The organism is Acinetobacter johnsonii ANC 3681 (genome assembly GCF_000368805.1).
GTDB lineage: Bacteria > Pseudomonadota > Gammaproteobacteria > Pseudomonadales > Moraxellaceae > Acinetobacter > Acinetobacter johnsonii.
In genome coordinates this window covers 1205302-1221135 of record NZ_KB849705.1, presented here as the reverse complement: position 1 = coordinate 1221135, position 15834 = coordinate 1205302, and the positions used below count along the sequence as shown (strand labels likewise).

Annotated in this window: 15 protein-coding genes; 10 read left to right on the top strand and 5 right to left on the bottom strand. The window is 41.7% G+C overall.

The window, feature by feature from the left end:
- Positions 1–141: 141 nt before the first annotated feature.
- The 3 genes from F946_RS10050 (at position 142) to F946_RS10040 (ending at position 3949) form a co-directional block, all read left to right on the top strand.
- On the top strand, positions 142–2166 hold the full coding sequence (locus tag F946_RS10050; protein ID WP_004981884.1) for an NADPH-dependent 2,4-dienoyl-CoA reductase: 2025 nt from the start codon (positions 142–144) through the stop codon (positions 2164–2166).
- Positions 2167–2357: 191 nt separating this feature from the next.
- A complete protein-coding gene (locus tag F946_RS10045; RefSeq protein ID WP_004981883.1) occupies positions 2358–2771 on the top strand; it encodes a nuclear transport factor 2 family protein in 414 nt (137 codons plus the stop codon).
- An 80-nt stretch (positions 2772–2851) separates the two neighbouring features.
- Positions 2852–3949: a YheT family hydrolase gene (locus tag F946_RS10040; protein WP_004981882.1), complete on the top strand. Its 1098-nt coding sequence runs from the start codon at positions 2852–2854 to the stop codon at positions 3947–3949.
- Between the two features lie 60 nt (positions 3950–4009).
- On the opposite strand, the gene F946_RS10035 is transcribed toward F946_RS10040, so the two are convergent.
- Positions 4010–5179, bottom strand: coding sequence for an MFS transporter (locus F946_RS10035; RefSeq protein ID WP_004981881.1), 1170 nt, complete (start codon positions 5177–5179; stop codon positions 4010–4012).
- An 8-nt stretch (positions 5180–5187) separates the two neighbouring features.
- Positions 5188–5994 (bottom strand): 2,5-didehydrogluconate reductase DkgB, encoded by an 807-nt coding sequence (dkgB, locus tag F946_RS10030; RefSeq protein ID WP_004981878.1) that lies wholly within the window; start codon positions 5992–5994, stop codon positions 5188–5190.
- A 110-nt stretch (positions 5995–6104) separates the two neighbouring features.
- Here dkgB and F946_RS10025 point away from each other — a divergent pair, with 110 nt between their 5' ends.
- Positions 6105–6995 carry a LysR family transcriptional regulator gene (locus F946_RS10025; RefSeq protein WP_004981876.1) on the top strand — a complete coding sequence of 297 codons (891 nt, stop codon included), beginning with the start codon at positions 6105–6107 and terminating at the stop codon, positions 6993–6995.
- Positions 6996–7054: 59 nt separating this feature from the next.
- On the opposite strand, the gene F946_RS10020 is transcribed toward F946_RS10025, so the two are convergent.
- Positions 7055–7456 (bottom strand): hypothetical protein, encoded by a 402-nt coding sequence (locus F946_RS10020; protein WP_004981875.1) that lies wholly within the window; start codon positions 7454–7456, stop codon positions 7055–7057.
- Positions 7457–7682: 226 nt separating this feature from the next.
- Here F946_RS10020 and F946_RS10015 point away from each other — a divergent pair, with 226 nt between their 5' ends.
- The 6 genes from F946_RS10015 (at position 7683) to rodA (ending at position 13900) form a co-directional block, all read left to right on the top strand.
- A complete protein-coding gene (locus tag F946_RS10015) occupies positions 7683–9323 on the top strand; it encodes a CTP synthase (protein WP_004981873.1) in 1641 nt (546 codons plus the stop codon).
- 31 nt (positions 9324–9354) lie between these two features.
- Positions 9355–10212, top strand: a complete 858-nt coding sequence (gene kdsA / locus F946_RS10010; protein WP_004981871.1) for a 3-deoxy-8-phosphooctulonate synthase — start codon at positions 9355–9357, stop codon at positions 10210–10212.
- 60 nt (positions 10213–10272) lie between these two features.
- Complete coding sequence (eno, locus tag F946_RS10005) at positions 10273–11562, top strand: phosphopyruvate hydratase (protein ID WP_004696631.1); 1290 nt, start codon at positions 10273–10275, stop codon at positions 11560–11562.
- A gap of 7 nt (positions 11563–11569) precedes the next feature.
- The gene (locus F946_RS10000; protein WP_078388790.1) at positions 11570–11971 is read left to right on the top strand and encodes a septum formation initiator family protein; all 402 of its coding nucleotides are present in this window, start codon (positions 11570–11572) and stop codon (positions 11969–11971) included.
- Positions 11931–12650 carry a 2-C-methyl-D-erythritol 4-phosphate cytidylyltransferase gene (ispD, locus tag F946_RS09995; protein WP_004981869.1) on the top strand — a complete coding sequence of 240 codons (720 nt, stop codon included), beginning with the start codon at positions 11931–11933 and terminating at the stop codon, positions 12648–12650. The genes F946_RS10000 and ispD overlap by 41 nt, the downstream gene beginning before the upstream one ends.
- A gap of 113 nt (positions 12651–12763) precedes the next feature.
- Positions 12764–13900 (top strand): rod shape-determining protein RodA, encoded by a 1137-nt coding sequence (rodA, locus tag F946_RS09990; RefSeq protein ID WP_004696637.1) that lies wholly within the window; start codon positions 12764–12766, stop codon positions 13898–13900.
- 81 nt (positions 13901–13981) lie between these two features.
- Here rodA and F946_RS09985 read toward each other — a convergent pair whose 3' ends face one another.
- Together F946_RS09985 and F946_RS09980 are read right to left on the bottom strand one after the other, a co-directional pair.
- Positions 13982–14467: a hypothetical protein gene (locus F946_RS09985; RefSeq protein ID WP_004981867.1), complete on the bottom strand. Its 486-nt coding sequence runs from the start codon at positions 14465–14467 to the stop codon at positions 13982–13984.
- 56 nt (positions 14468–14523) lie between these two features.
- Positions 14524–15798: an MFS transporter gene (locus F946_RS09980; protein ID WP_004981865.1), complete on the bottom strand. Its 1275-nt coding sequence runs from the start codon at positions 15796–15798 to the stop codon at positions 14524–14526.
- Between the last annotated feature and the right edge of the window lie 36 nt (positions 15799–15834).

Sequence of the window (15834 nt, the reverse complement as noted above, 5' to 3'; positions counted from 1 at the left end):
CGTAGAGTCATTATGCAACATGTTGCATAAAAAACAAATCTCGATTATAAAGATAAATATTATGCAACTTGTTGCATTAAATAATTTGATCTAACCTTGTATTTAAAATACCAGCCAGCGAAAGCACGCCAAGGAGTACACATGTCTAATTATCCGCATTTACTTGCGCCTTTAGATTTAGGCTTTACCACATTAAAAAACCGCGTATTAATGGGATCTATGCACGTTGGACTTGAAGAAGTTGAAGGTGGTTATGATCGCATGGCGGCATTTTATGCAGAGCGTGCCGCTGGCGGTGTAGGGCTAATCGTAACAGGTGGTATTTCACCGAATGATCATGGTGTGACTTTTCACGGTGGTTCTAAGTTAGATACTTTAGAAGAAGCGGAAAAGCATAAAGTCATCACACAAGCCGTACATGATGCGGGTGGTAAAATCGCATTACAGATTTTACATACAGGTCGTTATTCTTATCAGGCTGAAAACGTTGCACCTTCTGCAATTCAAGCACCGATTAACCCTGTAAAACCCCATGCTCTTACTTCGGCTGAAGTAAATCAGACTATTGCTGATTTTGCCAATTGTGCAAAATTGTCGCAAATCGCTGGCTATGATGGCGTTGAAATCATGGGTTCAGAAGGCTACTTAATCAATGAATTCATCGCGGCACGTACCAATCATCGTGATGATGAATGGGGCGGAAGCTATGAAAACCGTATTCGTTTTCCGATTGAAATCGTAAAACGAACTCGTGCAGAAGTTGGTGAAAACTTTATTATTATTTACCGTCTTTCAATGTTGGATTTGGTTGAAGGTGGTTCGACTTTAGAAGAAGTGATTCAGCTTGCCAAAGAAATTGAAAAGGCGGGTGCAACCATTATCAATACAGGTATTGGTTGGCATGAAGCGCGTATTCCAACGATTGCAACCAAAGTACCACGTGCGGCATTTACATGGGTGACCAAGAAGCTAAAAGGTTCGGTTCAAATTCCTTTGGTGACGTCTAACCGTATTAATACCCCTGAAATGGCTGAACATGTTTTGGCTCAGGGTGATGCGGATATGGTGTCGATGGCACGCCCAATGCTTGCAGATGCTGAGTTTGTACTCAAAGCAGAACAAGGCCGTAGTGATGAAATCAATACCTGTATTGGTTGTAATCAAGCCTGTTTAGATCAAATTTTCTCCATGCAAATTGCGACGTGTTTAGTTAATCCACGTGCATGTTATGAAACTGAACTGATTTTTAAAGAAAGTGCGGCTAAGAAAAATATTGCGGTGATTGGTGCTGGGCCTGCAGGTTTGAGTTTTGCGACTTATGCCGCTGACCGTGGACATCAGGTGACTGTTTTTGATGCAGCAAGTCAGATTGGTGGTCAGTTTAATATTGCGAAGACTATTCCTGGTAAAGAAGAGTTTTACGAAACACTGCGTTATTTCAAACGTAAAATTGAATTACAACCCAATATCAAATTGGTGCTGAATCATACCGCAACTTATGAGGAACTGAGCGCTGAGAACTATGATGACATCGTGGTTGCAACAGGTGTTACTCCACGTGAGCTGACTATAGAAGGGATTGATCACCCGAAAGTGTTGAGCTATATCGAAGTTCTACGTGAGCGTAAGCCTGTCGGTAAAAAAGTCGCGATTATTGGTGCGGGCGGTATTGGTTTCGATACAGCAGAATACTTAAGCCATGAAGGTGAAAGCGGTAGTTTAAACCCACAAAAATTCTATGATGAGTGGGGAATCGACACCAGCTATGCGCATGTCGGTGGCTTAAAACAGCCAGTCTTGGAGCAATCGGATCGTGAAATTTACCTTCTACAGCGTAAAGTGAAGGCAGTCGGTGCAAGCTTAGGTAAAACCACGGGTTGGATACACCGTACAGGGTTAAAACATCGCGATGTAAAAATGATTGCAGGTGCAAGCTACGACAAAATTGATGATCAAGGTCTCCACATTACAGTGAATGATCAGCCAACGGTTTTAGAGGTTGATCACGTGATTATCTGTGCAGGACAAGAGTCTTATACTGCAATGTACGATCAGTTAAAAGCCGATGGTAAAAATGTGCATTTGATTGGTGGCGCGAAAGAAGCAGGTGAGTTGGATGCGAAGCGTGCGATTCGTCAAGGCGCTGAACTGGCTGCGACCATTTAATCGATAACAATAATTTATCCGCTTAAATTTTGTAATAAAACTCCCTCTCCTGTGAGGAGAGGGTTTGGGAGAGATATTTGCTAAAATATTATCTTTTCCCTCGTGTTGCCTTTTCCATGAAACGTATGTGGTGTAAGAGAAGGTGCCTTTATTGCAGATTTGAGTGGATTCACTTTCATAAGGATATAAGAATGAGTTTAGCAACAACAAAACAAGCCTTGGTACGCTGGCATGATATGGTCACGACTCGTGATATGAGCATCTTAAATGAGCTTTTAGCAGAAGATGTCGTATTCCGTTCACCTGTGGCATTTAATCCTTATCCGGGTAAGCAAGTGGTTTTTTTTATTTTAAGTAATGTGATTCAGGTTTTTGAAAACTTTACTTACCACCGTGAATTTTTTACAGAAGATGGTTTAAGTGTCGTCCTTGAGTTTTCTGCCAATGTCGGCGAAAAGAAACTCAAAGGGATTGACATGATTCGTTTTAATGAGCAAGGTCAAATTGTAGATTTTGAAGTGATGATCCGTCCTAAATCTGGGCTAGAGGCCTTAGCTGTACAAATGGGACAGCGAATGGCAGCTTTTGCACCTCAAGCTGGATGATAAACGTGTGACTTGTTATTTATAGTTAGGCACGAAAATTGATGCATCACCAAGAAAGATAGGAAAAAGAAGGTACTGATATGAATGCTGTGTTCAGTTTGCTAAACCAATTAAGCCAAACGGCGTGGGATCGAGTGACTGGTGCGGAACAACCGAAGCTCTATATTAACCCACAAGGGCAAATTCAAGAGACTGTTGGGGCGCTTACACAGCTTCAAGAAAAGTACCGACCAACGCCGTGGTTATCCAACACACATGCCCATCTTTTGTATTTTGATGTGATTCGCAAGCGTCAGATTCAATTGGAATATGATCATTTTGATCAGTTAGAGATGCAAGACGGTGGGGTCACAGGTATTATGTGGTTTGGTTATGACTTGCCTGAAGCGACGCCAACGGTTGTGGTTATGCATACGATTACAGGCTCTCCTGAAAGTATGCGTGAGGTGGTGCGTGACTTAAATCGCTATACGGGTTGGCGTGTTGCACTGTGCTTACGCCGTGGACATGCAGACCTTCCAATGCCTGTACCCAAAATGAATCTTTTTGGTTCAACCGATGATTTACGTGAACAAATTGCCTTTATTCAAAGCACATTTCCAAATTCAATGTTGTATGCGGTAGGCTCTTCTGCAGGAACGGGGCTTTTGGTGCGTTACCTAGGCGAAGAAGGGAGTCAAACCCCTTTTAAGGCGGCTTTTGCCCTGTGTCCGGGCTATAACACGGAGTTGGGTTTTGTAAATGTGCATCCCTTTTACAGTAAAGTCATGACCAAGAAACTGTTTAAGAAATTTATTTTTCCCTACCAGCAAACGTGGCAACAAACAGCGTCTGTGTCGCAAGTCTTAATGACCAAAACCTTGGCTGAGTTTGAGTCGAGTTATTATGAAATGGCGGGTTTTGTGGACTATGACAGTTATAACCAGGCTACAAATCCAATTTATGTATTTGAAAATGTCACCATTCCATTGCTGATTTTAAATGCAGAGGATGATCCTGTCTGTCACATTAAAAATTTTGAACCGTATAAAGACATGATCCGTCAAATGCCGAATATTGCGGTAGTGACCACCAAAAAAGGCAGCCATTGTGGCTTCTATGAAGGGGCACTCAATACAGAGTCTTGGGCGACCAAGCTGATTGCGGATTTTTTGAAACTGGAACAACAAAAACACTAAGTATAAAAAAGACCTACAGCTGTGTAGGTCTTTTTTTGATTGGTTCAACAGTGTAAAGGTTTAAACGGCTTCACAGGATTTTTTGCTGAGACCGAACTTCATCTGCAGTAAGACCAAGATCAAGGCCATAAAGCTGAGTGCGGCACCTGCATATGAAACCGCTGCATAGCTGAGTTGCATACTCAGTACCGTTGCACCTGCAAAGGCACCTAAGGCATTGCCTAAGTTAAACGCGCCAATGTTAACTGAAGAGGCGAGACCAGGCGCATCTGCTGCGACTGACATGACGCGCATTTGCAGTGGAGGTACTACCGCAAATGCTGCTGCACCCCAAATCACTAAGCCAATCGCTGCCCCAACGGTTGTTTGCGCTAATACTGGGAAAACAAGCATCATCACCATCAAAAGTACAAGGAAGCCTATCAGGGTTTTCTCTAGGGATAGATCGGCAAACTTTCCACCCAAATGATTACCAATGGAGAAACCGATCCCGATTAAAACCAACATTAAGGTGATGGTTTGCGGTGATGCCTGCATAAATACGTGTAGGCTCGGAGCAATGTAGGTATATAACGCAAACATGGCGCCCGCGCTCATGACTGTGGTTAATAAAGCGAGGACGACAGGCGCCTGTGTTAAAACGCGCAATTCTTTTGCTACATTAGGTTTAACCACATCGTGATCCTGCGGGAGTGCTTTCCATAGTGCCAATATGGTCATAATGCCTAAGATTGAAATCGCAGCAAAAGCCATGCGCCAACTGGTATTTTGACTGAGCCACGTTGCAAGTGGCACACCGCCAATATTGGCAATGGTGAGGCCCATAAACATCATGGCGACTGCACTGGCTTGTTTGTCTTTAGGCACAACACTGGCTGCCACCACCGAACCTAAGCCAAAGAATGCACCATGGTTTAAACTGGTAATTAAACGTGCACCCATTAAGCTCATATAATCAGGTGCAACGGTTGCCAACACATTCCCGATCGTAAAAATAGCCATCAATAGGATTAAAGCTGTTTTCTTAGGAAAGCGTGCCAGCCATAAGGTCATGAGCGGAGCTCCAATCATGACGCCTACTGCATAGGCACTAATCAGCAGTCCGGCTTGTGGAATTGAAACGGACAAATCGTTGGCAATTTCAGGCAAAAAGCCCATGGGGGAAAACTCGGTGGTTCCAATGGCAAAAGCACCCACCGCAAGCGCCAAAAGTGGAAAATTAATTTTCATAGCGATGCTCAATCCCAAATCGGTGCTAATCCCTCAGGATTAACTTCACGTTGATTTCGGTCTAATTGCGTAATTGCCATCATTTCTTCAGTCGACAGTTGAATCTCTTGCGCCTTTAAGTTGGATATCAAGTGTTCACGTTTGGTTGAAGAAGGTATGACTGCAAAACCACGTTGTAATGCCCAGGCCAAGCTAATTTGTGCCGTCGATACCTGATGCTGCTGCGCGATGTGCATTAAAACAGGATCATTCAAAACCTTACCGTAAGCTAGTGTCATATATGAAGTGACATCAATGTTTTGAGCTTGGAGGAAATCAACCAGTTGATGGTTTTGTAGGTAGGGACTGAGTTCGATTTGGTTGGTCGCGATGTTTTCTAGCCCAATACTCTCAATCGCCTGTTGCGTCAACTCAATATTGAAGTTAGAAATACCAATGTGTTCAGTCAAACCTTGTTGTTTTGCCTCCAATAGGTTCTGCATGAGTTCTGTAATGCTCACACCTGTACTTGGGGCAGGCCAGTGGATCAAGGTTAAATTTACTGCATCGGTTTTTAGTTTATGCAAACTTTCTTTTAAGCTTGGAATCAATTTTTCTACTGAATAATTTTCCGTCCAGATCTTTGTGGTGAGAAAAAGATCTTGACGATTGATACCACTGAGTTCAATGGCTTGACCAACTTCAGCTTCATTACCATAGATTTGTGCAGTATCGACTGCACGATAACCGACTTCTAGCGCAGTTTTCACAGACTCAATGACAGTGTCACCTGTTAAACGGAAAGTACCTAGGCCGAATTGAGGAATGATATTCATTTCTTACTCGATAATTTGTTTCATGGAATGAGGCTATTTTGTAGAAAAAAGACTTGCTTAAAAACTGGGTAATTTGCAAAATATTATTGACTATTAATCAATAATTACACATGAAATCAAGCATAGAAGAATTAACGGCTTTTGTAAGCATTGTTGATAGTGGCTCTATCGTCAAAGCTGCGCAGCATTTGGATCAGACTACATCGGGTATCAGCCGTGCCTTACAACGTTTAGAGTCAAAGTTGAATGTGACTTTGCTGGAGCGAACGACACGGAAGCTCAAGCTGACCTATGAAGGGCAGCAGTTTTTGACAAAGGCACGTAAAATTTTACTCGACCTGACGGAAGCTGAAGAAAGTCTGCAAAATAATGATGCTGAGGCATCTGGTTTAATTCGGATTGATTCAGCAACGCCTTTTGTGCTGCATGTGATTGTGCCGTTGATTGAAGAGTTTATGCAGCGCTACCCAAAAATTGATATAGAAATTACCAATCACGATCAGGTTATAGACTTACTTGAACATAAAACCGATGTCGCGATTCGGTTTGGTGAGTTAGCGGATTCCAGCTTACATGCCAAGCTGCTTTGTAAAAGTCGGTTATATATTGTGGCTAGTCCTGTTTATGCGCAAAAACATGCTCTACCTAAAAATGCAGCAGAATTAAGCTCACATACTTTGCTTGGTTTTAGTCAGCCTGCACATTTAAATACGTGGCCTATTCAGTTGGAGGATGAACCTTTAACCATTCAGGCCAAAATTAAATGTTCAAATGGAGAAACGGTTCGTCAGTTGGCATTGCAAGGGGCAGGGATTGCGTGTTTGTCACGTTTTATGGTTGAAAAAGATATTCAGGAAGGGCGTTTTGTAGCTTTGTTTGAAAATGAAATAAAAATACATGAACAGAAAATACATGCAGTTTATTATCAGCAAAATTATGTGCCAAAGCGTATTCGCTTGTTTATTGAGTTTCTTGCCGAAAAATTAAAAGCCTACTTATAAACCAGCAATAAAAAAACCCGATATCAATCGGGTTTTTTTAATCATCTAAATAGTGATGATTAGTTTTCTAAAGCTGGTGTCGCTGCTGCAATGGCTGCTGCAACGGCATCGTCTTCAGTTTGTGTATTTGGGTTTGTATTACTTGGACGTGCTTGAGTTGGTTTTTCTTCAGCTTTTGGTGCTTCTGCTTTAGGTGCAGGCTCTGCTGCTGGAGCAGGTACTGGCGTTTCACGACGGATTTCAGTAGTTGTATTCGGTGTTTCTTCGCGAATCACTTCAACTTGCGCTGGAATCTCAGGCTCAGATGCTGCTAAAGGTTGAAGTTCAACAGTTTGTTGTTGCTCTGTAGTGACGACTTCAACTTGTTCTTGTTCATCTTCTTTAGGCGCTTCTTTCTTTACACATGCTGTTAATAGTAAGCCTGCTGCAATGGCACCACAAATTAAAAGTTTTTTATTCATAATTACATAAAATCGAGTGTTTGAAGGATCGCGCCATTATAACAGCAAAATGCAAGATGAAAATCCTATGAACTTAGCTTAATTTTATCTGCCAAATGCTGATAGAATATCCAATTGTTTATTGTTCTATGAATTGATGCGGATTGACTTTGCTTTATTGGTACAAGGTAAAGTAAAATTGCGCAACATTGCAGGCCGAATTAGGCTCGATTGTACGAGAAACCCAATGACCCATTTTATTTTCGTGACTGGTGGTGTAGTTTCATCACTAGGTAAAGGTATTTCAGCTGCTTCAGTTGCTGCGCTTTTAGAAGCCCGTGGATTAAAAGTAACCATGGTAAAAATGGATCCATACATTAATGTCGATCCAGGGACTATGAGCCCGTTCCAACATGGTGAAGTTTTTGTCACAGAGGATGGTGCAGAAACCGATTTAGACTTGGGTTATTACGAACGTTTCTTGCGTCGTGCGAAAATGACCAAGTTAAATAACTTTACTTCTGGTCGCGTATACCAAGACGTTTTAAATAAAGAACGCCGTGGTGACTACCTTGGTGGAACTGTTCAAGTTATTCCACATATTACAGACAACATCAAAGAACGTGTACTTCGCGCAGGCGAAGGTTATGACGTTGCGATTGTTGAAATTGGCGGCACAGTAGGTGACATCGAATCTCTCCCATTCATGGAATCTGTACGTCAACTTATGGTTGAACTAGGTCATAAGCGCACAATGCTTATGCACTTGACTTTGCTTCCATATATCAAATCTGCGGCAGAGTTGAAAACTAAACCAACTCAACACTCGGTAAAAGAATTGTTATCTATTGGTATTCAGCCTGACATTTTAATTTGTCGTACTGAATATGATGTTGATGCAGACACGACCCGCAAAATTGCCTTGTTCACTAACGTAGAAGCACGTGCAGTTGTGGTGTGTAAAGATGCACGCAGCATTTACCAAATTCCACGTACATTCTACGAACAAAACGTTGATGATTTAATTTGTGAACGTTTTGGTTATAACGATCTTCCTGAAGCTGATTTAACAGATTGGGATAATGTTGTAGAAGCATTACTTAACCCTGAATACACAGTACGTGTCGCAATGGTGGGTAAGTATGTTGAACTTCCAGATGCTTACAAATCTGTAAACGAAGCACTTTTACATGCCGGTATTCAAAACCGTGTGAAAGTGCAAATCGACTACGTAAACGCTGAAGAGCTTGAAAGCCAAGATGTAGCAGAAGTATTGAAAGATGCAGATGCAATCTTAGTTCCGGGTGGTTTCGGTGAACGTGGTACTGAAGGGAAAATGCAAGCGATTAAGTTCGCACGTGAAAACGGTGTTCCATTCTTGGGTATCTGTTTAGGTATGCAGTTGGCTGTGATCGAATATGCACGTAATGTCGTGGGTATTAGTGATGCGAGTTCGACTGAATTCAACCGTTCGACTAAGTCTCCATTGATTGGTCTAATCACTGAATGGTTAGATGAACGTGGTGAAGTTCAACAGCGTAATGTTGATTCTGATCTTGGTGGTACGATGCGTCTTGGTGCTCAAAAATCAGAATTGGTTGAAGGCACCAAAACACGTGAAGTGTATGGTTCAGCAGATATTATTGAACGTCACCGTCACCGCTATGAGATGAATAACCGTTTTATTCCAGCGCTTGAAGAAGCGGGCATGAAAATTTCGGGCTATTCACCTGTACAGCACTTAGTAGAAACAGTTGAAATTCCTCAACATCCTTGGTTTATTGCTGTACAATTCCACCCGGAATTTACAAGTTCACCACGTGATGGACACCCATTATTTGCTAGTTTTATTGATGCTGCAAAAGCACAGTACAAAAAAGCGAAGTAATTTGGGTTAAGCAATAAACTAGGAAGTTTAAATGTCACAATTAAAACCACAAGAAATTGTACGTTTAGGCGATATACAAATGGCAAACCACTTGCCATTTGTACTATTCGGCGGCATGAACGTACTTGAGTCTAAAGATTTGGCTTTTGAAATTGCAGAGACCTATGTCGATATCTGCAAGCGTTTGGAGATTCCTTACGTATTTAAAGCCAGTTTTGATAAGGCCAACCGTTCAAGCTTGAACTCGTTTCGAGGGCCAGGCCTAGAAAAAGGGATTGAGTGGTTAGCTGACATTAAAAAACATTTCAATGTACCCATCATTACTGATGTACATGAGCCTTACCAAGCTGCACCTGTAGCGGAAGTTGCGGATATTATTCAACTTCCTGCTTTCCTAAGTCGTCAGACTGATTTGGTTGAAGCGATGGCAAAAACTGATGCCATCATTAACATCAAAAAAGCACAATTCCTTGCACCTCATGAAATGCGCCATATTTTGCATAAGTGTTTAGAGGCAGGGAATGACAAGCTCATTATTTGTGAACGTGGTTCGGCATTTGGTTACAACAATTTGGTTGTAGACATGTTGGGCTTCGACATCATGAAAGAAATGAATGTTCCTGTGTTTTTTGATGTGACCCATGCGCTTCAAACTCCGGGTGGTCGTGCGGATTCTGCGGGCGGTCGTCGCGCGCAAATCACGACACTTGCTCGCGCGGGAATGGCAACAGGTCTAGCAGGTTTATTCTTGGAAGCGCATCCAGACCCAGAAAAAGCCAAGTGTGATGGACCATGCGCGTTGCGTATGTCTCAGCTTGAGCCTTTCTTGGCGCAGCTAAAAGAATTGGATACCTTGGTTAAAGGCTTCCAAAAGCTAGATACACACTAAATTATAAACTCATTGATGCCATCTAAAGCATCTCGTTATTAATCAACTGAGGAATTGTTCATGAGCCAAATCGTTGACATTCGTGCACGTGAAATTTTGGACTCTCGTGGTAACCCAACCATCGAAGCAGACGTAATCTTAGCATCTGGCGTAGTTGGCCGTGCATGTGCACCATCTGGTGCTTCAACTGGTTCTCGTGAAGCTTTAGAACTTCGTGATGGCGACAAAGCACGCTATTTGGGTAAAGGTGTTAAAACTGCGGTTAACAACGTAAACACGATTATCCGTGATGCTTTAGTGGGCAAATCAGTATTTGAACAAAAAGACATCGATAACACGATGATCGAACTTGATGGTACTGAAAACAAAGAAAAATTGGGTGCGAATGCAACTTTAGCGGTATCACTAGCTGCTGCACGTGCTGCTGCTGATGAAAAGAAAATTCCTCTTTTCCAATACATCGCAGACTTACGTGGTCAAACCATTTTGACTATGCCTGTACCGATGATGAACATCATCAATGGTGGTTCGCATGCAGACAACAATGTTGATATTCAAGAGTTCATGATTGAGCCAGTAGGCTTCACTTCATTCTCTGAAGCATTGCGTGCAGGTGCTGAAATCTTCCATTCTCTAAAATCAGTTTTAAACAAAAAAGGTTTAAACACTGCTGTGGGTGATGAAGGTGGTTTTGCACCGAACTTACGTTCAAACGAAGAAGCGATCACTGTTATTCTTGAAGCGATTGGTCAAACTGGTTACAAAGCAGGTTCTGACATTATGCTTGCTCTTGACTGTGCATCTTCAGAATTTTACAAAAATGGTCAGTACATCCTTGCTGGTGAAGGCAATAAAGCATTCACAAGCAACCAGTTCTCTGACTATTTAGCGGGCCTTGTCAACCAATATCCAATTATCTCAATTGAAGATGGTTTAGATGAATCAGATTGGGAAGGCTGGTCTTATTTGACGTCTATCCTTGGTGATAAAATCCAATTGGTGGGTGATGACTTGTTCGTTACAAACCCTAAGATTTTACAACGTGGTATTAATGAGAAAGTAGGTAACTCTATCTTAATCAAATACAACCAAATTGGTACGTTGACTGAAACTCTAGATGCAATCTATCTTGCGAAAGAAAATGGTTACTCTACAGTGATTTCACACCGTTCTGGCGAAACTGAAGATTCTACGATTGCAGATCTTGCGGTGGGTACTGCTGCTGGTCAAATCAAGACAGGTTCACTGTGCCGTTCTGACCGTGTTGCGAAATACAACCAATTGCTTCGTATTGAAGAATTGACAAATGCTGCTTACCGCGGTAAAGCTGAGTTTAAAGGTTTAAACTAAGCGACTGATGTCAATGTTCAATGTATTCGACTCGTTGATGAGTAAAGTACTACTAGGCCTTGCGATCATTTTGATCGCAGGGTTTCAGTATTTATACTGGTTTGGTGAGGGTGGTTATCAAGACCATTTACAACTCACACAAAAAATCCAACAACAAACTGAAATTAATAACGACTTAAAAGAACGTAATCGTGTCTTAGCGGCAGAAGTGTATGATTTGAAAAATGGTATTGAAGCCATTGAAGAGCATGCGCGTCTAGATTTGGGTTTAATCAAACCCCGAGAAACGTTTATTCAAATGAGTACCATTAGTACTCAATATAAGCCTGTTTATATTAATCCTAACGCCCAAATTGATTTGAGAACCAATGAAGACGATGAGCCTGAAACCCCTCCAGCTACCCCATAAATTGTGGGCTATTATTCCTGCTGCTGGCTCGGGTAGTCGCTTTTCTAAAACTGAACTAAAACAATATCAAATGATTGGACAAAAGACCGTACTTGAACATACGGTTTTACGCCTTAATCAATTGCCCTTGCAGGGCTATGTTTTGGCGATTGGTTCAGATGATGATGTCGCTCAAAGTTTGCCTTTTACCAACATGGAAAAAGCACATTTTTGTAAAGGTGGTGCTGAGCGTGTAGACTCAGTGCTCAGTGCGCTCAACTATCTTTCCACAATCGCTGATGCTGACGACTGGGTTTTTGTGCATGATGCAGCACGTCCATGTGTCACGCAGAATTGTTTATTTAAACTGGTTGATACTGCTATTCAGTCCAATAGAGGGGCAATTTTAGCTATTCCTGTTAGAGATACTTTAAAGCGTGTGATCTCAGCGCAAGATATTCAAGAAACGGTTGATCGTTCACAACTTTGGCAGGCACAAACTCCGCAGATTGCTAAACTGGGGGTGCTGAAAAAAGCAATTGAACATGCACTAGAGGCGCAAGCCTTAATTACTGATGAAGCCAGTGCTTTAGAGTTTGTTGGTGAAAAGGTTCAAGTCGTACAAGGGCGCTCCGATAATATTAAAATTACCTATCCAGATGACCTTGAGCTTGCGCGCCTGATTTTGGCGGCACAATAAGAATTATTTAGATTTATTGAGCTAAAACTACAGAAATATGGGTTTGAATGATGTTATCTAAAACACTTTGAACTTATAATTTGCCCTGTCTTTAGCTCATTCAATTTACGCAAATGATACCATCACAGCAGTATCGTTTTTTACGTCAGTCTTTACGTGACGGTAGAAGCATTAAACATGACTCATCTCGCTGGGCTAAATTGCATTTAGATCCATGGCTTTTATGCTTTCTGATTTTAAACGCCGTGTTGGGATTGTTGGTTATTTATAGTGCTTCAGCGCAAGATATGGGCATGGTGTTTCGCCAAGCCACAAGTTTTGCTGTGGGCTTCATTGTGATGATTATCTGTGCACAAATTCCACCCAAAGTCTATCAGGCCATTAGTCCTTATTTTTTCATCTTTGCTGTGATTTTAATGGTATTGGTCTTGGTGGTGGGCGAAACCCGCATGGGAGCTAGACGTTGGATTAGTCTACCGGGTATTGGTAGTATGCAGCCTTCTGAGTTTATGAAGTTTGCCATGCCTTTGATGATGGCGTGGTACTTTGCAGGCCGCGCATTCCCGCCGAAGTTTATGCATATTGTGATTTCGTTGGGTATCATGATGTTGCCGTTTTTATTGGCAGCTTTACAGCCCGACTTAAACCTAGGTCTCTTGATTCCTGGTGTGTGCGTCATTTTCCTCAGCGGTATCTCTTGGCGACTCATTGCTTTGGCCTGTGGGGCATTGGCTGTTGTTGCTCCCTTACTTTGGATGTTCTTTTTACAAGAGTACCAAAAAAAGCGAGTGCTCACTTTATTTGATCCAGAGTCGGATGCATTGGGTGCAGGTTGGAATATTATCCAATCCAAGATTGCCATTGGTTCAGGTGGCTTAATGGGGAAGGGCTTTACAGAAGGTACACAGTCACATTTGGGGTATTTGCCTGAGCACCATACCGACTTCATTATGTCTACGTATGCGGAAGAGTTTGGCTTTATTGGGGTGTTCTTGCTGTTTAGTTTGTTTGCGGCCATTATTATTCGTTGTTTGATTATTGGTATGAACAGCTTCCATAATTTTGGACGTTTATACGCGGGCGCTGTTGGCTTAACGTTCTTCTTCTTTGTATTGTTAAACTCTGGGATGGTGAGCGGGATTTTACCTGTAACAGGTGATCCATTGCCACTGATGAGTTATGGTGGAACCGCGGTGATTACCATGCTGGCGAGCATGGGCATTGTGATGTCGATTCATACTCATCGCTAAAGTTTAAAAGAATCAAGCCAGCGATATTGCTGGCTTTTTTGTGCTTAAAATAAGAAGAAAACGCTAACGGTTGTTTGATCTTTATAAAGCACCATATTGTTGCCATGTTTCGCCTGTATGCAGGCTATCATAATAGTTTTGCAGAGTGTTCAAGTCATGGTATTGCGTATAAGTCAGTATAAAAAGCCAAAAAATTAAAGCCATCTTCAATAGATTTAAACGCAAGTGCTGCTGTGAAAAATAGCCTAAGCTTAGTAAGGTGAGTATGACTGAGGGAAGAATGGCAATACTTTCATGCTGAGAAAGAAACGTCCAATGATTGAGATAAACCAGACTTAAAATGAGTCCAAACAATCCCATATAGATATAGATCTTTTTCTTTGCAGATGCTTTAAAAACAGTAATTGTTTGAAATATTAAAATCAGACTACTGAAAAGGTATGCGCTTTTTCCACCAATAATCACACTATAGATTGCATTGAATAGGCAATAAGCCAACAACACGGATAGTACGAAAGAATAGAGTTTGGCATAGAGTGTGTGTGAAAAGGGGGGGATCAGTTTCATAATTTGCTCTATTGAAAACTCACATCGTATTAAAAGAAGATTTGAAGCTTAACATGCTATTCGATTCTTGTGACGGCGGCATGTTTTTGTTGTGTTGGAGATGGCTTGAGTAAATGTCGCGTACGAGTAGAACTTAGACCACAGATCATTAAACACAGCGTCCCGCCAATAAATACTGCTGGCACTACCGAAAAATAGCGCGTCATTAGGCTTGTGTGTAGGGCACCGAGCTGATTGCCTGAAGTGACTAAGATGCCATTTAAAGCCGCTACACGCCCTAATAGTGCTTTCGGTGGGAGTTGCTGTAATAAAGTTTGTCGAATGACCATGCTGATACTATCAAAGGCACCGATCAAAACAAGGAAGATGACTGAGAGCCAAATATGGGAGGATAGTGCGAAGGCTAAAGTGCATAAAGCAATTGCAAAACTACTATAGAGCATGTTTCTCCATGCATTTTGCATTGGAGAATAACAGGTCAACATCAACATCATGATACAGGCGCCAATGGCTGGTGCTGCTCTGAGTATACCTAGGCCTTCAACGCCGAGATGCAGGATATCGTGTGCAAAAATAGGTAGTAAGATAATGACACTACAAAAAAGCATGGCGCTGAGATCCAACAATATACTCCAAAACATCAGTGGATGTTTAAAAATAAACAAATAGGCTTCTTTCAAACTTTTGCTTAAATGCTGTTTATGTGGGCTAGGGAATTGACGAGGACTTAATCCGAATAAGCAGATGCTACCCATGCAACATAACAGAAAAACAATAAAGAGGGTTTTTTCAAGCCCAATTTGGCCGAGTAAAAGTCCTGCGCATAAAGGCGCTAAAATACCGCCCATTTGCCAAATGAGCGCAGTCCATGTGGCTGCATTGCTATAGGCTGACTCGGGGGTTAGAAAAGGGCGTAATGAATTAAAAGATGGGCTGTAAATGCCTCTAAGTATGCCTAAGCAAAAGATGAGGCTATAAATGCCGCATAAAAGAGTATTTTGTTGAATGTGCTGTTGTTGATACTGAGAAAAAAGAACAATAAATAATAATGGAATTAGAGTGCTACAGCTAAAACTCCACTGCACAATTTTTTGTCGGTTATAGCGGTCAGCCCAGTCGCCACTAATCAGGGAGAGGCAAATAAAGGGAAGTAACTCAATTAATGCAATCATGCCAAGGCTGAGTGGGTTCTGAGTGAGTTGGTAGACGCTATAGGCAATGACGACTTCTTGAATCATGATGGCTAGAATTAAGCACAACTGATTGACACTCAGAAGTGAAAAATCACGTGAACGAAAAGCCAAAAAAGCGTCGGAATGGAAAAGCGACATAAACAGAATAGTTTCAAATATGAATTAAAAAAAGGA